This window comes from Streptomyces sp. NPDC102467, from assembly GCF_044765445.1.
In the GTDB taxonomy this organism is placed as follows: Bacteria; Actinomycetota; Actinomycetes; order Streptomycetales; family Streptomycetaceae; genus Streptomyces.
Genome location: NZ_JBIWKA010000004.1, coordinates 361926 through 381912 on the forward strand (window position 1 = coordinate 361926; position 19987 = coordinate 381912).

A 19987-nucleotide genomic window follows, 5' to 3' on the forward strand; every position below is an offset into this window, starting at 1 on the left:
CAGCGTTCGGTGAAAATGGGACACGCACACCGGTCGAAGCCAAGGAATGTGAATGACGGAGCAGAGCGCCGCGCAGACGAGCGCACATCTGGGAGCACGCCCCGCGGAACGAGCGCACATCCGCACCTACCCCTTCGACCCGAGCGCGAGCGTCTCCGGCGTCGGGATGCAGGTCGGACCGATGGGCACCGAGGGCCCCTGGGCGGGCGGCGTGGGGCTGTCCCGGCGAGTGCACCGCATCGACTTCCACGTCCTCCTCTTCTTCCGCGAGGGCCCCGTCCACCACATGATCGACTTCACGGAGTACGAGGTCGGTGCCGGGGACGTGCTGTGGATCAGGCCCGGCCAGGTGCACGGCTTCTCCGACGCCGACCGGTACGTCGGCACGGCCCTCACGATGCAGCCCGGCTTCCTGCCGCGCGCGATCGTCGAGGCGACCGGCCTCTACCGCTACGACCGGACGCCGCTGCTCCACCCCGACGCGGCCCAACTCGCCGCCATCGAGGCCTCTTTGGAGCAGCTGCAGCGCGAGTACCTGGACACGGCGACGCTACCGCTGAGCCTGCACACCTCGGTGCTGCGGCACTCGCTCACGGCGTTCATGCTGCGCGTGGCGCACGTCTCCGCACAGGCGGCGGCCGACGCGTGCGAGCCGCAGGCGGACACGACGTTCACCCGGTTCCGCGCCGCCGTCGAGCAGGGCTACACCACGAACCACAGCGTCAGCGCGTACGCCGACGAGCTCGGCTACTCGCGCCGCACGCTGGTCCGCGCGGTACGCGCCGCGACCGGCCAGACCCCCAAGGCCTTCATCGACCGGCGCGTGATCCTGGAGGCGAAGCGGCTGCTCGCCCACACCGAGCTGCCCGTGGGGCGCATTGGGGTCGCCGTCGGGTTCGGCGACTCGGCGAACTTCTCGAAGTTCTTCCAGCAGCACACGGGGGCCACGCCGGCGGCGTTCCGGGCCGAGCAGGTCTGAGCGCCCGTCTTTGAACCCGGCGCCGGAGCCGAGGCCGCGGGGCTCCGCCCCGGACCCCGCTCCCCAATCGCCGGAGGGCTTGATTCAATCCCCCGTTTCACCATGCGCAACGGGGGGTTGACCGTTCCCCAAGGGCCTCATACGGTGCTCGCACCCCCGTAGGTATATCGATTAACCACTCCCGGTTGGAGACATACCGCTGTGCCCCCTGTGCTGTCCTCAAGGATGAGTCGGCGCGGTTTCCTCGCCGCCGGTGGCGCCCTCGCCACCGCCACCGCCCTGCCCGCCCTGTCCGGCTGCTCCTCCCTCGCCGCGGCCGACGACGATCCCGACACGCTCGTGGTGCACAGCCAGCTCGGCACCACCGCGCCGGGCTCCCCGACCTACCTCTCGGCCCTGGACCGGTTCCGCAAGGAGAATCCAGGGCTCAAGGTCAGGAACCTCGTCAACGGTGACGACCTCGCGCAGGTCTACGAGACCTCACGGCTGGCCCGCAAGGAGCCGGACGTCGTCATGGTCAACCTGTACGACAAGACGCTGGCCTGGACCGACGTCGGCGCCACCGTCGACGTCAAGGGCTATCTGGACGACTGGGGCCTGCGGGAGCGCGTGCTGCCCGTCGCGCTCGACGCCTGGACGGACAGCAAGAGCCGGCTACGCGCCTTCCCCTACTTCGCCACCAACTGGCCGATCGCCTTCAACCGGGCACTGCTCGACCGCGCGGGCGTCGACCGCATCCCCGTCACCGGCGATGAACTCATCAGCGCCGCGGGCAAGTTGCGCAAGAAGAACATCGCGCCCGTCACCACCGGCGGCAACGACTGGACCGGGCAGAAGCTGCTCGCGCAGATCATCCAGACGTTCCTCAGCGAGGACGAGGCCCGGCACGTCTACACGACCGGCGACTTCAGCGGCAGCCGCGGCGCACGCCGGGGCATCGACTACTTCGTCGAGCTGCGCGACGCCGGAGTCTTCGCCGACAAGGCGCAGGGGCTGACGTCCGACACGATGACCACGCAGTTCAACACGCAGGCCGCGGCGATGCAGTCGGCGATGTCGTCGGCGCTCGCCAAGGTGCCGGAGAACGTGGCCCGCCACACGGACGTGGGCGGCTGGCCGCTGGCGCCGGGCGCCGCGCACGACAAACCGACGATCCTGCGCACGTACACCCTGATCGGCTTCTGGATCAGCCCGAACGGCACGAAGAAGATCGACACCGTCGAGAAGTTCCTGAAGTTCTTCTACCGCGAGGACACGGTCGCCCGGTTCATCAAGGAGTCCGGGCGCGACATGGCCCTGCACTCGGATGCGGTGAGTACGGACTTCCCGCTGGTCGCGGCGGCGCAGCGGCTCGGCTCCGATGTGGGCCAGGTGCTGCTGCCCGACCTGTTCGTACCGCCGGCCGCGACGCAGCCGCTGGTCACCGCCACGAGTACGTCGTTCACGCGCGGCACGAGCGCCGCCAAGGTCCGCTCGGTCCTCGAAGCCGCCTACCGCGGCGTCTGACCGCCCGCCCCCATCTCACCTTCCCCGTAAGGGAGTTGCTCCATGACGACGATGACGTCGACAGCGGGCGAGGCAGCGGTCAGCCGCCCCACCCCTTCTTCCCCCGGCCCCGGCGGCCGTCCGCGCAAGCAGGGCGGCACGATCCTCGCGCTGCCCGCGCTCATCTGGTACCTGGTCTTCATGGTCGGCCCGCTGGTCGCCATCTTCGTGGTGGCGGCGCTGCACTGGCCGGGCATGCTGCAGCCGGTGTCGTTCGCCGGGTTCGACAACGTGCGGACGGTCTTCGACGACCCGGTGTTCTGGGACGCGGTGAGCAACACCGCGATCCAGCTCGTCGTCGCCATCCCGGTGATGGTCGTGTGCGCGTACATGCTGGGCTACTACGTGGCGCAGAAGCCGCCGGGCCACCGGGTCATCCGGTATCTGCTGTTCATACCCGGGCTGATCTCGACGCCCGCGAAGGCCATGGTCTTCTACGCCGCCCTCTCCCCCGACGGGCTGGTCAACGGCGGCCTGGAGGCGGTCGGTCTCGGCTCGCTCGCGGACGCGTGGCTGGCCTCGCCGTCGACGGCCCTCGCGTGTCTGATCGCGCTCGACATCTGGGCCGGGATCGGCTTCACCGCCGTGCTGTTCGCGGCGCGGCTCGGCAGTGTGCCGGACGAGCTGGGCGAGGCGGCGCAGCTGGACGGGGCCGGGCACTGGCGGACCATGTGGCGCGTGCACTTCCCGGTGATCCGCGACTACGTGGGCGTGGTGACGATGCTGCAGTTCCTGTGGACGCTGTTCGGCTCGGCGCAGCACGTGCTGCTGCTCACGCAGGGCGGGCCCGGCAGCTCGTCGACGACGCTGTCGTTCCTCGTCTACCAGAAGGCGTTCATCGCGGCGGACCTCGGCTACAGCCAGACCGTGGGCGTCATCCTCTTCCTCGTCGGCCTCGTCGGACTGCTCGCCATCCGGCGCGCTTTCCGCCAGAGCTACTGACCGCCAGTTCCTGATCGGAGTACGCCTTGAAGTCCTCGGCACGTTCTCGCTTCGGCCGGTCCTGGCTGCCCGCGCACATCCTGGTCTGGCTGTACGCGGTGCTGCTCGTCATCCCGCTGTACTACTTCGTCGCCTCGGCGTTCAAGACGAACGACGAGATCTTCGCGCACCCCTTCGCGCTGCCTTCCTCGTACGGTTTCGGGAATCTGAGCACGGCCTTCGAAAGCGCCGATCTGGGGCTCGCGATCGTCAACTCGGCGCTGGTGACGGTCTTCTCGCTCGTCCTGACGCTGGCCCTCGCGATCCCGGCGGCGTTCGCGCTCGCCCGCTCGACGGGGCGGCTCGCCTCGGCAGTGGAGAAGGTGTTCTCCCTCGGCTTCCTGATCCCGACGTTCGCGGCACTGTTCCCGACGTTCCTGCTGGCGGCCGCCACCGGCCTGTTCCACACGCGGACGTTCATGGTGCTGTTCCTGCCGGCGACGGCGATGCCGCTGTCGGTGGTGATCCTGGTGCAGTTCATGCGGACGATCCCCAAGGAGATGGAGGAGGCGGCCCGCCTGGACGGCGCGTCCACCTTCGCGGTCCTGCGGCACATCTACACACCGATGTGTCTGCCCGGCATCGCCACGGTGCTGCTGCTCAACTTTCTGACCTTCTGGAACGAGTACCTGTACTCCCTCGTCATCATCGGGCCCGACCCCGCGCAGCGCACGGTCCAAGTGGCGCTGCCCACCCTGAAGTCCATCACCGGCACGGACTACGGCGTGCTGACCGCAGGCACCGTCCTCACGCTCGTCCCTGTCTGGGTGGTCTATACGGTGCTGCAGAAGCGGATGCAGCAGGCACTGGTGAGTGGGGCGGTGAAGATGTGAGCGGCGATGTCAGCGGCAGGAAGACCGGAGTCAGGCCCACCATCAAAGCGGTGGCGGCCGCGGCGGGGGTGTCGACGGCGGCGGTGTCACAGGCGTTCAACGACAAGGGGCGGCTCGCCGAGGCGACGCGGCAGCGGATCCTGGAGGCGGCCCTTGACCTCGGCTGGTCGCCGAGCGCGTCGGCGACGGCGCTGCGCAGCGCCCGGACCCGCACGCTCGCCCTTGTCGTGCGCAGGCCCACCGACGTGCTGGGCGCGGACCCGCACTTCAGCGAGCTGATCACCGGCATAGAGGGCGAGTTGGCGCCGCGCGGCTACGGTCTGCTGCTGCACCTGGTCGCCGATGTCGAGGAGGAGGGCGCGCTGTACGAGCGGCTCGCCGCCGAGAAGCGGGTGGACGGGGCCGTGCTCACGGACGCCCGCGCCGACGACCCGCGCCCGGCGCTGCTGACCCGCCTCGGGCTGCCCGCCGTGCTGCTCGGCGCGCCGACCCCGCATGCGGACGTGCCGGTCGTCGGACTCGGCAACCAGGGCGCGGGCGTGCAGGAAGTCGTAGGACACCTGCGGGAGTTGGGTCACACGCGGATCGCGTACGTGGCCGGTCCCGCCGAGCTGCAGCACACCCGCCTTCGCCTCGCCGTCTTCGAGGAGACCCTCGCGGCGGCCGGGCTCGCGCCCGCCGCCGTGCGGCACACCGACTTCTCGGAGGCGGCGGCCGTCGCCGCGACCCGCGAGCTGCTCGCCGCCGACGAGCGGCCCACCGCCCTCGTCTACGCCAACGACTCGATGGCCGTGTGCGGCATCGGCACCGCCCAGCGGGCGGGCCTGCGCGTACCGGACGACCTGTCGGTCGTCGGCTACGACAATCTGCCGCTCGGCCGCTGGCTGCACCCGCGCCTGACCACCGTCGATCAGCAGGTGCAGCGGGTCGGCGCGGCCGCCGCCCGGACCCTGCTCGCCCGGTGCGGCGAGGACCTGCCCGCGGCGCGTCTCGACGACCGGCCGCGCCTCGTGGTCCGCGAGTCGACCGGCCCCGCCCCACTCAACTGACGTACAGCAGCACGCACTTCAGTATCGGAGACCCGTACCACCATGCGACGCCACAGCGCCCACCTCACCCACGACGCCGCCGTCCTGCCCTGGCTCGGCGCCAACTTCTGGTCCCGCACGGGCGGGCCCCTGATGTGGCGCGACTACGACCCGAAGGTGGTGCGCGAGGAGCTTCAGGGCTTGCGCGAGCACGGCCTGAACATGACGCGGTCATTCTTCTACTGGCCGGACTTCCACCCCGAGCCGCACCGGATCGACGAGGAGCTGTGCGAGCGGTTCCGTGACTTCCTGGACGCGCACCGGGAGCTCGGTATGGGGACGGTGCCGACGTTCATCGTGGGGCACATGTCCGGCGAGAACTGGGACCCGGCGTGGCGGGGCAACCGCGATCTGTACGAGGACGTGTGGATGGTGGGCCGCCAGGCCTGGTTCGCCGCGCAGATGACCCGCCGTTTCAAGGACCACCCGGCGGTCACCGGCTGGCTGATCACGAACGAGATGCCGGGTTACGGCCGTATCTACCAGGTCGATCCGCCGTCCAGTGATGTCGTGACGGCGTGGGCGCAGTCGATGTGCAACGCGGTGCGGGCGGCGGGCGCGACGCAGCCGGTCTCGCTCGGCGACGGCGCGTGGGGCATCGAGGTGACGGGCCGCGACAATGGTTTCTCGCTGCGCGACACCGCCGAGTACGTCGATTTCGTCGGCCCGCACGTGTACCGCTCGGACACGGACAAGCCGCGCCAGCACTACCGCGCCGCGTTCGAGTGCGAGCTGGCCGGGGTCACCGGACAGCCGGTGATCCTGGAGGAGTTCGGTCTGTCGACGGACACGGTGTCCGCCAAGAACGCGGGCGTGTACTACCGCCAGACCCTGCACAATTCGCTGCTCGGCGGCGCGACGGGCTGGATGGCCTGGAACAACACCGACTACGACGACCTGTGGGACCAGTCCCCCTATGACCACCACCCCTTCGAGATGCACTTCGGCATCACGGACAGCACGGGCGCGCCGAAGGAGCCGCTGCTCGAACTCGCCGCGTTCGCCGAGGTGTTGAAGGATGTCGACTTCGCACGCTGCCGTCGCGCGGACGCGGGCGCGGCGCTGGTCGTGCCCGCGTTCCTGGAGCGCGGCTACCCCTACAGCCGACCCGCCGACCGCCCGCTGATCTTCACGTCGCTGCATCAGGGGTACGTCGCCGCGCGCGCCGCGGATCTGCCGGTGGGCCTCACCCGGGAGGCGGACGGCATCGCCGAGGACGTGGACCTGTATCTCCTGCCCGCGACACGACAGTTGACGACGCGGACCCGGCGGACGCTGCAGCGCAGGGCGGACGAGGGCGCCACGGTCTATCTGTCGTTCTGCTCGGGCGAGCACCCGGGCACGCGCGGCCCCTGGTTCGACGACCTGGACGGCCTGTTCGGCGTCGAGCAGCAGCTCTCGTACGGGGTCGCGGAGCCGATCGAGGACGACACCCTGGAGATGACGTTCCGGGAGGACTTCGGCTCCATCCGCGCGGGCGAGGTGCTGCGCTTCCCGGTCGCGGGCAACGAGGACAGCCGCGCCTACCTGCCCGTGGTGCCGCGCGATGCCCGGGTCGTGGCGGTGGACGGGCACGGCCGCCCCGCACTGCTGTGCCGCGACACCGGCCGCGGGCGTACCGTCCTCGCCACGTACCCGCTGGAGCACATGGCCGCCCGCACGGCCCGCGTCAATCCCGAGCAGACGCATCGGCTGTACGCGGCCCTGGCCCAACTGGCCGGAGTGGCAGGGGAAGTGACCGTCGACGAGCCGTTCGTCGGGGCCGATGTGCTGGTCCACGAGGACGGGCGGCGGTTCGTGTGGCTGGTCAGCCAGTCCGAGGACGAGGTCACGGTGTGTCCGTCGGCGGACGGGACGTTCCACGCGCTGGACTCCGGCGAGCCGGTCGACGACGTCACCCTGCCCGCCTTCGGCGTCCGCGTCCTGGAACTGCGGTGAGCGAGCCGCTGTACCGCGACGCGTCGGCGCCCGTGCCCGACCGGGTGCGGGACCTGCTGGGCCGGATGACGCTCACGGAGAAGGTCGGTCAGGTCAACCAGCGCCTGTACGGCTGGCACGCCTACGAGCGCGGCGCCGACGGGGAGCACCGGCTCACCGACGCGTTCCGCGCCGAGGTCACCGCGTACGACGGGATGGGCGCCCTGTACGGGTTGCAGCGCGCCGATCCCTGGTCGGGCGTGACCTTCGCCGACGGGATCACGGCGGCGGACGCGGCCGGGGTCGCCGACGCGGTGCAGCGGCACGTCGTGGAGGAGACCCGGCTCGGCATCCCGGTGCTGCTGGTCGAGGAGGTGCCGCACGGGCATCAGGCCCTCGACGGCACGGTGCTGCCCGCGAACCTGGCGGTGGGCGCGAGCTGGGACCCCGACCTCTACGAGGCGGCGGCCGCCGCTGCCGCGCGGGAGCTCCGGGCCCGGGGCGGCCACCTGGCGCTGGTCTCCGCGCTCGACCTGGTGCGCGACCCGCGCTGGGGCCGCGCCGAGGAGTGTTTCGGCGAGGACCCCTACCTGGCCTCCCGGTTCACCGAGGCGCTGGTGCGCGGCATGCGCGCGCAAGGGATCGGCGTGGTACTCAAGCACTTCGCCGGGCAGGGTGCCACGGTCGGCGGCCGCAACAGCGCGGCGACCGAGCTGGGCGCCCGCGAGCTGCACGAGATCCATCTGGCGGCCGCCCGCGCCGGGGTGCGGGCCGGGGCCGCCGGGGTGATGGCCGCGTACAACGAGTTCGACGGTCTGCCGTGCGCGGCGAACCCGTATCTGCTGACCGAACTCCTGCGGGAGCACTGGGGGTTCGACGGCATCGTGATGGCGGACGGATGCGCGCTCGACCGCCTTGTCCGGCTCGCGGGCGATCCGGCGGCGGCGGGCGCGATGGCGCTCGCGGCGGGTACGGACCTGAGCCTGTGGGACGGGGCCTTCCCCCGGCTCGGCGAGGCCGTCGAGCGCGGTCTCGTCTCCGAGGAGGCCCTGAACACGGCGGTCGGGCGGGTCCTGACCCTGAAGTTCCGGCTCGGCCTGTTCGAGCAGCCGTACGCGCGGAGCAGTGAAAGCCCGGTCGCGGCACAGGAGTTGAGCGAGCGATTGGCGCGCGCGTCGGTCACCCTTCTTGAGCACGACGGGACAACCCTGCCCCTGCCGACCGGCGCCCGCCGGATCGCCGTCCTCGGCCCGAACGCCGACTCCGTGCCGCAGCAGATCGGCGACTACACGGCGCCGCAGCGGCCCGGTACCGGCGTCACCGTGCTCGCCGGGATCCGCGCCGCGGCCGGGGCCGACCGCGAGGTGACGTACGCGCGCGGCTGCGAACTGGTCGGCGGCGACAGGGCCGGGCTCGGCGAGGCGGTCGCCCTGGCCGCCGCCGCGGATGTGGCGGTGCTCGTGCTCGGCGGGTCGAGCGCCCGCGAGGACGGCACCCGGTTCGAGGCGAACGGCGCGGCGGTCGTGTCGTCCGGCAACCCGGCCGGCATGACGTGCGGCGAGGGCGTGGACCTGGCCGAACTCGCCCTAGTCGAGGGGCAGTCGGCGCTGCTCGACGCGGTCGCCGCGACCGGGACGCCGGTCGTGGTGGTCCTGGTGCAGGGCCGGCCGCACGCGCTGCCCGACCTCTCCGGGCGGGTGGGTGCGCTGCTGAGCGCGTGGTACCCGGGGCCGTGGGGCGGCAGGGCCGTCGCGGACGTACTCTTCGGCGCCGCGGGGCCCGCGGGGCGGCTGCCCGTGTCGGTGCCGCGCTCGGCGGCCCAGCTTCCCGTGTTCTACAACGGCAAGGACCACGGCTACCGCGGCTACGTCGACCAGCCGGCGGCCGCGCGGTACGCCTTCGGGCACGGGCTATCGTACGGCATGGTCGCCTATGGCCCGCCCGCCCTGAGCCGCACCTCGGTGCCCGCCGACGATCCGCGCCTGACCTGCACGGTCACCGTCGAGAACACGGGCCGGACAGCCGTTCGCGAGACGGTGCAGCTGTATGTGCGGCGCGTCTCGGGCGGCTCGTCGTGGCCCCGGGTGCGGGAGCTGCGCGGATTCACCGGCCTGGACCTGGCGCCGGGCGAGCGCCGGGACGTGACCTTCGAGGTGACCGCCGAAACGCTCGCCTCCGTCGGCCGCGACCTCGAACTCGCCGTGGAACCGGGCGCGTTCTCGCTGGAGACCGGACCGGCGTCGGACCGCACCCAGGGGGCGCCGCTCACCGTCACTCCGAGCTGAGCGGATGTGGGGGACAATGTGCCCATGGCACGCCCCACCCCCACCTGCCCCTGCGGACTGCCCGAGCCGTACGAGAGCTGCTGCGGTCGCTACCACTCCGGTGGCGCCGCCGCCCCCACACCGGAAGCCCTCATGCGCTCCCGGTACACGGCGTTCGCCCGCGAGGACGCCGCGTACCTGCTGCGCACCTGGCACCCGGACACCCGGCCGCCGGGCATCGACTTCGATCCCGCGCTGACCTGGGCCGGCCTGGAGATCCTGGAGACCACCGAGGGCTCCGCGTTCCACCAGGGCGGCACTGTCACGTTCCGCGCCCGGTTCAAGGACGGCGGCCGCGCGGGCGCGCTGCACGAGCGCAGCCAGTTCCTGCGGGTGGCCGGGGCGTGGGTGTACGTGGACGGGGACTTCATCGAGTAACCCGCCTGTTCCGGACGGCGGTTCAGGGCGCGAGGATGTCCAGCTCCTGCAGCGCCCCGACCGCGATCTCGCGCGTGAGCGCCTCCGCGCGCTCCGCGTCTCCTTCGCGCACGGCGTCGGCGACCCGCACGTGCAGGGTGACCGCCGCGGGGTCCGGGTCCTCGAACATGACCTGGTGGTGGGTGCGGCCCGCCAGGACCTCCGCCACCAGGTCGCCGAGGTGGGCGAACATCTCGTTGCCCGACGCGTTCAGGACGACCCGGTGGAACTCGATGTCGTGGACGAGGTACGCCTCCAGCTGCTGGCCGCGCGATGTGGAGACCATGCCGAGGGCGCACTCGGTGAGCTCCGCGCACTGCTCCGCCGTCGCGTACCGGGCGGCGAGCCCCGCGGCGACCGGCTCGACCGCCGAGCGCAGCATCGTGAGCGAGCGCAGCTGGCGCGGCCGGTCGGCCCCGGCGAGGCGCCAGCGGATGACCTGCGGGTCGTAGACGTTCCACTCCCCCGCGGGACGCACGGTGACGCCGACCCGGCGCCGCGACGCCACGAGGTGCATGGATTCCAGGACCCGCACCGCTTCGCGCATCACCGAGCGCGACACCTCATAGCGCTGGGCGAGCTCGTCCGTGCGCAACACGCTGCCTTCGGGATACTCGCCCGCGGTGATGGCGGGACCGAGGCTGTCGAGTACGCGGGCGTGCAGCCCCCGGTCCTTGGTGGTCATGGGGTCAGCGTACGGTTCCGGCACGAGCAACAAAAAGTCTGACTTTTAAGTCACAGGCTCTTGAATTAATCAGACCTATTAGGTTTCAGTGGCGTGACACAGCATGTCGATACACAGCATGTCGATGAAGACAGCGAGGCAGCGATGAGTACCCCCCACGTCGTCGTGGTCATGGGCGTGGCAGGCACCGGCAAGACAACGATCGGTCCCCTGCTCGCCGAGCGGCTCGGCGTTCCGTACGCCGAGGGCGACGACTTCCACCCCCCGGCCAACATCGCCAAGATGTCGGCCGGCACGCCCCTCACGGACGAGGACCGCTGGCCGTGGCTGGACGCCATCGGCGAGTGGGCCCACGGCCGGGCCGGGCTCGGCGGGGTGGTCAGCAGCTCCGCGCTGAAGCGCAGCTACCGCGACCGGCTCCGGGCCGAGGCACCCGGTGCCGTCTTCGTCCACCTCACCGGTAGCCGCGAGCTCATCGAGGACCGGATGTCGCACCGGCAGGGTCACTTCATGCCGACCGCGCTCCTCGACTCGCAGTTCGCCACGCTCCAGCCGCTCGCGGCGGACGAGACGGGCGTCGACGTCGATGTGTCGGGCTCCCCGGACGAGATCGCGGACCGGGCCGTCCAGGCCCTCGCCGCGCTCGACTCCGAGTAACCCCTCCCCCTTCTCCCCCCTTCCCAGTCCCCTCCCCACGTACCAAGGGAAAAGACCGTGACCAGTCTCAGCGTCGAGATGCTGGCAGCGGACGCCGTCGAGCCGATCACCTCCGCGGGCCACGCCCAGCTCGGGATCGCCGTCCTCGCGGGCATCGCCGTCATCGTCCTGCTCATCACGAAGTTCAAGCTCCACGCCTTCCTGGCCCTGACCATCGGCTCGCTCGCGCTCGGCGCGTTCGCCGGGGCACCGCTGGACAAGGCGATCACCAGCTTCTCCGCGGGGCTCGGCTCCACGGTGGCCGGTGTGGGTGTGCTGATCGCGCTCGGCGCGATCCTCGGCAAGCTGCTCGCCGACTCCGGCGGCGCGGACCAGATCGTCGACACGATCCTCGCCAGGGCGGGGAAGTCCGGCGGAAAGGCGATGCCCTGGGCGATGGTCCTGATCGCCGCCGTGATCGGGCTTCCGCTCTTCTTCGAGGTCGGCATCGTGCTGCTGATCCCGGTCGTCCTGATGGTCGCCAAGCGCGGCAACTACTCGCTGATGCGGATCGGCATCCCGGCGCTCGCCGGCCTGTCGGTCATGCACGGCCTGATCCCGCCGCACCCGGGCCCGCTCGTCGCGATCGACGCGGTCCACGCCAACCTGGGCATCACGCTCGCGCTCGGCATCGTCGTCGCCATCCCGACGGTGATCATCGCCGGTCCCGTCTTCTCCAAGTACGCCGCCCGCTGGGTGGACGTCCCCGTCCCCGACAAGATGGTCCCCGGGCGGGCCTCCGACGACCTGGAGAAGCGGCCCAGCTTCGGCGCCGCCGTCGTCACCATTCTGCTGCCGGTCGTCATGATGCTGGCCAAGGCCCTGGTCGACATCATCGTGGACAACCCCGACCACACCGTCCAGCGCGTCTTCGACGTCATCGGCAACCCGCTGACCGCCCTGCTCGTGGCCGTCATCGTGGCCATGTTCACGCTCGGCCGCCCGGCCGGGTTCACCAAGGGCAAGCTGCAGGCCACCACCGAGAAGTCTCTCGCCCCCATCGCGGGCGTGCTCCTCATCGTCGGCGCGGGCGGCGGCTTCAAGCAGACCCTCATCGACTCCGGCGTCGGCCAGATGGTCCTGGAGATCTCCAAGGACTGGTCCATCCCCGCGCTGCTGCTCGCCTGGCTGATCGCCGTCGTGATCCGCCTCGCCACCGGCTCGGCGACCGTCGCGACGGTCTCGGCCGCCGGCCTCGTCGCGCCCCTCGCGGCGAACATGTCGGACAGCCACACGGCGCTCCTGGTCCTCGCGATCGGCGCTGGCTCGCTGTTCTTCAGCCATGTCAACGACGCCGGGTTCTGGCTGGTCAAGGAGTACTTCGGGCTCAGCGTCGGGCAGACGATCAAGACCTGGTCGGTCATGGAGACGATCATCTCCGTGGTCGCGGGAGCCCTGGTCCTGCTGCTGTCGCTGGTCATCTAGACCGCTGGACCTCTTGAGGAGTCGTACGTCGATGAGTCACCCCCTGTTCGACATCAGCGGCCGCATCGCCCTCGTCACCGGGTCCAGTCGCGGGATCGGGTTCGCCCTGGCCCGCGGCCTCCTGGAGGCCGGTTGCACGGTCGTGCTCAACGGCCGTGATCCGGAGCAGCTGGAGAAGGCGGCCCGAGAGCTCGGCGGCACGGTCCACACGGCGGCGTTCGATGTCACCGACAGCGCCGCCGTGGCCGCCGGGATCGCCGATGTCGAACAGCGGGTCGGGCCGCTCGACATCCTCGTCAACAACGCGGGCATGCAACTGCGCGCCCCGCTCCTGGAGTTCGCCGACGCCGACTGGCACCGGATCCTGGACACGAATCTGACGAGCGCGTTCCTGGTGGCCCGGGAGGCCGCGCGCGGCATGGTCGAGCGCGGCCACGGCAAGATCGTGAACATCTGCTCGCTGCAGAGCGAGGTGGTCCGCCCGGGCATCGCCCCGTACGCGGCCACGAAGGGCGCCCTGAAAATGCTCACCAAGGGCATGTGCGCCGACTGGGGCCCGTCGGGCGTCCAGGTCAACGGGCTCGGCCCCGGCTACATCGAGACCGAGCTGACCGAACCCCTCGTCCGGGACGAGGAGTTCAGCGCCTGGGTGCGCCGCAGGACCCCGGCCGGACGCTGGGGCCGCACCGAGGACCTCGTGGGCGGCGTGCTCTTCCTCGCCTCGCCCGCGGCGGACTTCGTCGGCGGGCAGATCCTGTACGTCGACGGCGGCATGACCAGCGTTCTCTGATACGGGAGTTGCCATGTTGGGCTGCGTGATCCACGGCGCCGGTGATCTGCGCGTCGACGAACTCCCCACCCCCGAGCCGGGGCCCGGCCAGGCGCTGGTCGCCGTCCGGTACGGCGGGGTGTGCGGCTCCGATCTGCACTACTGGCTCCACGGCGGCGTCGGCGACTTCCGGCTGCGCGAGCCGATGGTGCTCGGGCACGAAGTGGTCGGCACGGTTCTGGCGTACGGGTCCGGCGCCTCGGGGCCCGTGCCCGGGACCCCGGTGGCCGTGCACCCGGCGACTCCCTGCGGCGTCTGCCCGGAGTGCCGGGACGGGCGGCGCAATGTCTGCCGCGACACCCGGTATCTGGGCAGCGCGGCCCGCACCCCGCACGTCCAGGGCGGCTTCGCGGCCGAACTGGCCGTACCCGCCGACCAGTTGAGGCCTCTTCCGCAGGGCCTGCCGCTGGAGCGGGCCGCGCTCGCCGAGCCGCTCTCGGTGGCGCTGCACGCCGTGCGCCGGGCCGGGGACGTCGCCGGGCGGCACGTCCTGGTGACCGGCGCGGGCCCGATCGGCTGCCTCGTCGTCGCGGCGGCGAAGGCGGCGGGCGCGGCCCGGGTGACGGCGACGGACCTGCTCCCCAAGGCGCTGGAGTACGCCTCCGTCGCGGGCGCCGACATCCTCGTACGGGCCGATGATCCGGCCGATCCCGGGTGGCCGGACGAGGCCGACACGGCGATCGAGGCGTCCGGTGTCGCGGCCGGGCTCGACTCCTGTCTGCACCGGGTGCGGCGGGGTGGCGTGGTGGTGCAGCTGGGCATGCTGCCGCCGGGACGGAGTCCGTTCGCCGGGAACCTGGTGGTGAGCCGGGAGATCGAGCTGCGCGGCGCGTTCCGTTTCGACACCGAGTTCGATGCCGCCCTGGAACTCCTGGCGCGCGAGCCCTCGCTCGCCGGGCTCGTCAGCGCCGTGGTCCCGGTGGCCGAGGCGGGCCGGGCGTTCGAACTGGCCGTGGACCGGGCCGCGTCCTGCAAGGTACTGCTCGACTTCGGGGTTCCCGCGAGCTGAACGGCCCGAACCGAGCGGCCCCGAACTCTGTGGCCCCGGCACGCATGCTTGACTTCGAGCGCGCTCCAGCACATTTACTGGCCCGCCATGAGGTACACCCAGCTCGGACGCACCGGACTCAAGGTCAGCCGACTCGTGCTCGGCACGATGAACTTCGGTGGCGAGGCCGACGAGAAGACCAGCCACTCGCTCATGGACGCCGCGCTCGACGCGGGCGTCAACTTCTTCGACACGGCGGACATCTACGGCACGGACGGCGAGAAGGGCGCCACCGAGCGCATCCTCGGCTCCTGGTTCGCGCAGGGCGGCGGCCGCCGCGACAAGGTCGTCCTCGCGACCAAGGTCTACGGCAACATGACGAACGACGGCACGCCGTGGAACCGGCAGTCGTGGCCCAACCACGACCGGCTCAGCGCGCTCAACATCCGCCGCGCCGTGGACGCCTCGCTCACGCGCCTGGGGACGGACCACATCGACGTCTACCAGTTCCACCACATCGACCGGGCCACCCCGTTCGAGGAGATCTGGCAGGCGATCGACGTCCTGATCCAGCAGGGCAAGATCCTCTACGCGGCTTCGTCGAACTTCCCCGGCTACAAGATCGCCCAGGCCAACGAGGCGGCACGGACGCGCGGCCTGGTCGGCCTGGTCAGCGAGCAGTGCCTCTACAACCTGTTCGAGCGGCGCGCGGAGATGGACGTGATCCCGGCCGCGCAGGAGTACGGCCTCGGCGTCATCCCCTGGTCACCGCTGCACCAGGGCCTGCTCGGCGGCGCCCTGCGCAAGCAGCGCGAGGGCACCGGCTCACGCACCCACGTCGGCCGCTCGGGCAGCGGGCTCGCGGACCCGGTGGTACGGGGGCAGGTCGAGGCGTACGAGAAGGTCGTCGCCGAGCACGGTCTCGAACCCGGCGAGGTGGCACTCGCGTGGCTGCTCGGCCGGCCCGGGGTGACGGGCCCGATCGTGGGCCCGCGCACCGCGGAGCAGCTGGACTCGGCGCTGCGAGCGGTCGAACTCGACCTTCCCGAGGCCCTGTTGACGTCGCTCGACGAGATCTTCCCGGGCCCGGGCCCGTCCCCGGAGGCCTTCGCCTGGTGACCGGGCTCGCGCCCGCACGGCTCAGTCGAGCCACTCGCCGTGTTCCCGCGCGGCCCAGTCCCGGCCGACGAACCCGGTGCGCAGACCTCTGCGCGCCTCGGGGTCGCCGGCCGCCATGCCGATGTGCCCGGCGAGCACGATGCCGAGGGCGAGCGCCAGCCAGTCGTGCACGAAGGTGCTGCCGGTGCGCCAGGCCAGTGGCGCGAGGTGCGTGAACCACATGAGCAGGCCGGTGCCGAGCATCACCAGGACGGCACCGGCCAGCCAGGCCGCCCACAGCTTCTGCCCGGCGTTGAACTTGCCCGCCCTGCGGCCCGGCCGCCGCCGTACGGCGGCGCGCAGCCAGGCTCTGTCGTGCGGGCCGAACCGGTTCAGGCGGCCCAGGTCCGCGCGGAAGGGGCGGGAGGCGAGCCCGAGCAGGAAGGGGGCGGGCAGCAGCAGCCCCGACCATTCGTGGAGGGTGACGACGAGGGCGCGGCGGCCGACGAGTTCGGCGAGCTGGGGCAGGTAGAGACAGGCCGCGGTGGCGACGCAGACGCCCATGAGTGCGGCGGTGACACGGTGCACCCAGCGTTCGGCGGGCGTGAACCGCCGGACCCAGGTGGAGAGTTCAGGCTGTGGGGTCATCGCCGCGTCCGTTCGACCGGCCGACCCAGGCGTCGACGTCGTAGCCGCGCTCTTCCCAGTAGCCGGGCCGCACTTCATCGGTGACGGTGATGCCGGAGAGCCACTTGGCCGACTTGTAGAAGTACATGGGCGCTACGTAGAGGCGCACCGGCCCGCCGTGGGCGTGGCTCAGGTCCTTGTCCCGCATCTTCAGGGCCACCAACACATCGGCGCGGCGCGCCTGTTGGAGGGTGAGGCTCTCGCTGTACGTCCCGTCGAAACAGGTCAGACGTACGGCCCTGGCGCTCGGCCGCACTCCGGCGGCGTCCAGGATCGTCGAGAGGCGGACGCCCTCGAAGGAGGTGTCCGGGACCCGCCAGCCGGTGACGCACTGGACGTCCCGGACCATGCGGGTCTGGGGCAGCGCGCGCAGTTCGGGGAGCGTGTGGGCGCCGGGCCGGTCGACGAGGCCGTCGACGGTGAGGCGGTAGTTCTCGGCGGACTTGTGGGGGACGGAAGCGGCGACGGAGTAGTAGCGGAAGCCGCCGCCGTTGGGGAGCAGACCGCTGAGGCCGGTGGGATCTTTCTGGGCGACGCCCTCCAGGACGTGCTGGAGGGCGGGGGCGGCCGCCACGGAGAGCGCGCCCGCGCCCAGCATGCCCAGGATCAGGCGGCGCCCGACGGGGGCGCCGCCTTCTTCGTCGGCCGGACGGCCGGGTTGTGCGTTCACGCTCCGATTCGAGCACCGGACCGGTCGGAAGACCAGCCCTGACCGACGTCCGTCATCGTTCCGTCAGGTCTCACGGGTACACCGTGGCACCCCGCGCCCCCGCATCCCGTTCGCCGGAGGCTAGCCCGCCTTCTTCTCCAGCTGGAACGCCTCGTTGCCCAGTCCGATCCGGGCGTGCGCCTCGGGGTTGCGGGAGCGCAGGACGAGGCTGTAGGCGACGCCGATGAGCGCGGCCAGCACGATGATGCCGGGCAGCACCCAGTTCAGAACGGAGTCGGGGCCCGAGCCGACCAGGACGTCGAAGTCCTTGACCGTGTAGCCGGCGATCACCAGGAGGGCGAGGCCCGCGATGCCGGAGGCCACCAGGCGCCAGGCCTGCGCGCCCGCCGCGCCGCGCTTGACGAAGAAGACGATGACCGCGAGGGACGCGGTGGCCATGAGCAGGATGACACCGAGCGCGCCCACGTTGCCGCCCCATGTGAACAGGTGCAGGACGGGCGCCGTCGGGTCGCCGGCCTTGCCGTCGTCGGCGATCGCGAAGCAGATGACGACGATCAGCGAGATCACCGACTGCAGGACCGAGCCCGTGCCGGGCGCGCCGGTGCCGCTGTTGGTGCGGCCGAACCGGGCCGGGAGCAGCCCCTCGCGGCCCATCGCGAACGCGTACCGGGCCACCACGTTGTGGAAGCTGAGCACCGCCGCGAACATGCCGGTGACGAAGAAGACGTGGACGATGTCGGTGAAGGTACCGCCGAGCCGGTCCTCGGTCAGGCCGAAGAGGAGGTTGGTCGACTGCTTCTGGGCCGCGCCCACGATGCCCGACGGGCCGGTCGCCACGGTCAGCGCCCACGAGCTGAACGCGAAGAAGACGGCGACGCCGCCGACGGCGAGGAACATCACGCGGGGCACCAGGATGTGCGGGCGGCTCGTCTCCTCCGCGTACACGGGCGCCTGCTCGAAGCCGGTGAAGCCGGCGATGCAGAAGCACAGGGCGGTGCCGAGACCGACCCCGGAGAGCGTGGACGGGTTGAAGGCGTGCAGGGACAAGCCCTGGCCGCCCGGGTCGCCGATCGCCGCGATGTCGAAGACGACCACGACGGCGACCTCGATGAGCAGCAGGACGCCGAGCACCTTCGCGTTGACGTCGATCTTGAGGAGGGCGAGCACGCCGACCGCGACGACGGCCACGAGGGCCGGGATCCACCAGGCGAGGTCGACCTCGAGGTACTTCTGGAAGAGGCCCGCGACCTCGAAGCCGAAGATGCCGAAGATGCCGACCTGCAGCACGCTGTAGGCGACGAGCGCGACGAGGGCCGCGGCGGCACCGGTGGTCGGGCCGAGCCCGCGCGATATGTACGCGTAGAAGGCGCCCGCGTTGTGCACGTGCCGGCTCATCTCCGCGTAGCCGACGCTGAAGAGGGTCAGGACGACGCCGAGGATGAGGAAGAGCAGCGGCTGGCCGACCACGCCCATGACCGCGAACGTGGTCGGCATGACGCCGGCCACCACCATCAGCGGTCCGGTCGCGGCGAGCACGGAGAGCAGCAGCCCGGCCGTGCCGAGCCGCCCTGCACGCAGCGCGCTCTCCTCGCCCCGATACGTGCTGATGCCCGGCTCGGCCGCCACTGCTCTGTCGCTCGTGCTCGAACTGCCCGTCGTCATCGCGGGGTTGTCCCTTCCGATGGGTTCTCGTGTGTCGCGTGTGTTCTCGCTGGTTGCTGTCTTCTCGCTCACGCCGTGCCGAGCGCGGCGCTGCGCGCGGCACGGAACGCTTCGTACGGTTCCCGGTCGGGGTACGACCAGGGGGCCGGGGTGACGTGCTGGCCGATGCGGTGGAACAGGGCGGCCGCCTCGGCCGGACGGCCCTCGCAGTACTTGGCGTGGGCCAGGAAGTTGAGGTCGATGCGGCCGCGCGGGTGGGCGACGCCGGCCCGGTCGTGCGGGTCGCCCCACTCCAGCCACCAGTCGAACGCGGCCTTCATGACGAGGCGGGCCCGCCGCCCGGTCCAGTGGCCGGACGCCTTCGGGTCGGGGGGTTCGACGCCCGCCCTGGCGAGGACGCGGTAGCGTTCGGCGTGCGCGACGACCGGGAGCACCGCCAACGGCGAGGCGGGCGGCGCCTGTTCGGCCGCCCAGGCCGCGAAGTCGTAGACCTCGTGCAGCGGGTCCTGCCCCGCGTCGGCGCGCCGCTCGGCGAGCCGGGCCACCATCAGGTGGTGCGCGTGGTGGTGGGCCGGGTGGCGCAGGCGTACCTCGTCGAAGAGCCGGACGACATCTTCCTCGCGGCCCAACTCACGTTCCAGGAGCAGCAGTCCGAGCCAGGGTGTCGGATCCCGTGGCACCAGGGCCGCCGCGTCCACGCAGGCGCCGCGGGCCTTTTCGGGACGCGCCTTGCCGGCCACGGCGCGGTACACGGCGGCGCAGGCGAGGAGGACGGCGGCGTCCGTCGACTCGGGTTCGGCGAGGCGCCAGTCGCCGACCCAGGCGGCCGCGGTGGGTTCCTGCGCGAGGCCCATGACGCGGTGGCCGCGACGGTCCCAGTCCTCACCGGTGGCGGCGAGCAGCGTCCGCACCTCGGTCCACCGGCCCTGCGCGAGGGCGGTGCGGGCGGCGACGAGCTCGGTGTCGTCGAGCGCGGGGTCGAAGGAGTGCGCGGCCTTCTTGCGGGGGCGCCCGAGCGGAGGCGGGGGAGGGGACACCGCGGCGGTTTCCTTCACGACTTTTCAGATACGAAGCAACGAACGTGGGCGACGCGACGCTGCGTGGCCTGAAACGAATGATCACGCACAGCAAACCGGTAGGCGACCCTCCGCGTCAAGGGTGGC

18 protein-coding genes are annotated in these 19987 nt (G+C 71.6%); 13 read left to right on the forward strand and 5 right to left on the reverse strand.

What is annotated here, in order from left to right:
- Positions 1 to 52: 52 nt before the first annotated feature.
- From ACIREE_RS10235 to ACIREE_RS10270, 8 genes are all read left to right on the forward strand, one after another.
- Positions 53 to 979 carry an AraC family transcriptional regulator gene (locus ACIREE_RS10235; RefSeq protein ID WP_404149030.1) on the forward strand — a complete coding sequence of 309 codons (927 nt, stop codon included), beginning with the start codon at positions 53 to 55 and terminating at the stop codon, positions 977 to 979.
- A gap of 225 nt (positions 980 to 1204) precedes the next feature.
- Positions 1205 to 2485 carry an ABC transporter substrate-binding protein gene (locus ACIREE_RS10240; protein ID WP_404149032.1) on the forward strand — a complete coding sequence of 427 codons (1281 nt, stop codon included), beginning with the start codon at positions 1205 to 1207 and terminating at the stop codon, positions 2483 to 2485.
- Positions 2486 to 2527: 42 nt separating this feature from the next.
- Complete coding sequence (locus tag ACIREE_RS10245; protein ID WP_404149035.1) at positions 2528 to 3466, forward strand: carbohydrate ABC transporter permease; 939 nt, start codon at positions 2528 to 2530, stop codon at positions 3464 to 3466.
- 26 nt (positions 3467 to 3492) lie between these two features.
- Positions 3493 to 4338 carry a carbohydrate ABC transporter permease gene (locus ACIREE_RS10250; protein ID WP_404149038.1) on the forward strand — a complete coding sequence of 282 codons (846 nt, stop codon included), beginning with the start codon at positions 3493 to 3495 and terminating at the stop codon, positions 4336 to 4338.
- Positions 4335 to 5387: a LacI family DNA-binding transcriptional regulator gene (locus ACIREE_RS10255; RefSeq protein ID WP_404149041.1), complete on the forward strand. Its 1053-nt coding sequence runs from the start codon at positions 4335 to 4337 to the stop codon at positions 5385 to 5387. Before ACIREE_RS10250 ends, ACIREE_RS10255 begins: the two co-directional genes overlap by 4 nt.
- A gap of 42 nt (positions 5388 to 5429) precedes the next feature.
- A complete protein-coding gene (locus ACIREE_RS10260) occupies positions 5430 to 7364 on the forward strand; it encodes a cellulase family glycosylhydrolase (protein ID WP_404149044.1) in 1935 nt (644 codons plus the stop codon).
- Positions 7361 to 9628, forward strand: a complete 2268-nt coding sequence (locus ACIREE_RS10265; RefSeq protein ID WP_404149046.1) for a glycoside hydrolase family 3 N-terminal domain-containing protein — start codon at positions 7361 to 7363, stop codon at positions 9626 to 9628. Before ACIREE_RS10260 ends, ACIREE_RS10265 begins: the two co-directional genes overlap by 4 nt.
- Before the next feature lie 24 nt (positions 9629 to 9652).
- A complete protein-coding gene (locus ACIREE_RS10270; RefSeq protein ID WP_404149049.1) occupies positions 9653 to 10045 on the forward strand; it encodes a YchJ family protein in 393 nt (130 codons plus the stop codon).
- Between the two features lie 22 nt (positions 10046 to 10067).
- Here ACIREE_RS10270 and ACIREE_RS10275 read toward each other — a convergent pair whose 3' ends face one another.
- A complete protein-coding gene (locus tag ACIREE_RS10275; protein ID WP_404149051.1) occupies positions 10068 to 10769 on the reverse strand; it encodes a FadR/GntR family transcriptional regulator in 702 nt (233 codons plus the stop codon).
- A 144-nt stretch (positions 10770 to 10913) separates the two neighbouring features.
- On the opposite strand from ACIREE_RS10275, the gene ACIREE_RS10280 reads away from it, so the two are divergent.
- The 5 genes from ACIREE_RS10280 (at position 10914) to ACIREE_RS10300 (ending at position 15826) form a co-directional block, all read left to right on the forward strand.
- Positions 10914 to 11426 carry a gluconokinase gene (locus tag ACIREE_RS10280; RefSeq protein ID WP_404149053.1) on the forward strand — a complete coding sequence of 171 codons (513 nt, stop codon included), beginning with the start codon at positions 10914 to 10916 and terminating at the stop codon, positions 11424 to 11426.
- A gap of 57 nt (positions 11427 to 11483) precedes the next feature.
- The gene (locus tag ACIREE_RS10285; protein ID WP_404149054.1) at positions 11484 to 12890 is read left to right on the forward strand and encodes a gluconate:H+ symporter; all 1407 of its coding nucleotides are present in this window, start codon (positions 11484 to 11486) and stop codon (positions 12888 to 12890) included.
- Between the two features lie 31 nt (positions 12891 to 12921).
- The gene (locus ACIREE_RS10290) at positions 12922 to 13680 is read left to right on the forward strand and encodes an SDR family oxidoreductase (protein WP_404149056.1); all 759 of its coding nucleotides are present in this window, start codon (positions 12922 to 12924) and stop codon (positions 13678 to 13680) included.
- 13 nt (positions 13681 to 13693) lie between these two features.
- On the forward strand, positions 13694 to 14728 hold the full coding sequence (locus tag ACIREE_RS10295; protein ID WP_404149058.1) for an L-idonate 5-dehydrogenase: 1035 nt from the start codon (positions 13694 to 13696) through the stop codon (positions 14726 to 14728).
- Between the two features lie 87 nt (positions 14729 to 14815).
- On the forward strand, positions 14816 to 15826 hold the full coding sequence (locus ACIREE_RS10300) for an aldo/keto reductase (RefSeq protein ID WP_404149060.1): 1011 nt from the start codon (positions 14816 to 14818) through the stop codon (positions 15824 to 15826).
- Positions 15827 to 15847: 21 nt separating this feature from the next.
- Here ACIREE_RS10300 and ACIREE_RS10305 read toward each other — a convergent pair whose 3' ends face one another.
- From ACIREE_RS10305 to ACIREE_RS10320, 4 genes are all read right to left on the reverse strand, one after another.
- Positions 15848 to 16453 (reverse strand): cytochrome b/b6 domain-containing protein, encoded by a 606-nt coding sequence (locus ACIREE_RS10305; protein WP_404149062.1) that lies wholly within the window; start codon positions 16451 to 16453, stop codon positions 15848 to 15850.
- On the reverse strand, positions 16437 to 17090 hold the full coding sequence (locus tag ACIREE_RS10310) for a molybdopterin-dependent oxidoreductase (protein WP_404149398.1): 654 nt from the start codon (positions 17088 to 17090) through the stop codon (positions 16437 to 16439). Before ACIREE_RS10310 ends, ACIREE_RS10305 begins: the two co-directional genes overlap by 17 nt.
- 192 nt (positions 17091 to 17282) lie before the next feature.
- Positions 17283 to 18824 (reverse strand): APC family permease, encoded by a 1542-nt coding sequence (locus ACIREE_RS10315; RefSeq protein ID WP_404149065.1) that lies wholly within the window; start codon positions 18822 to 18824, stop codon positions 17283 to 17285.
- 68 nt (positions 18825 to 18892) lie between these two features.
- Positions 18893 to 19861, reverse strand: a complete 969-nt coding sequence (locus ACIREE_RS10320) for a hypothetical protein (protein ID WP_404149068.1) — start codon at positions 19859 to 19861, stop codon at positions 18893 to 18895.
- Between the last annotated feature and the right edge of the window lie 126 nt (positions 19862 to 19987).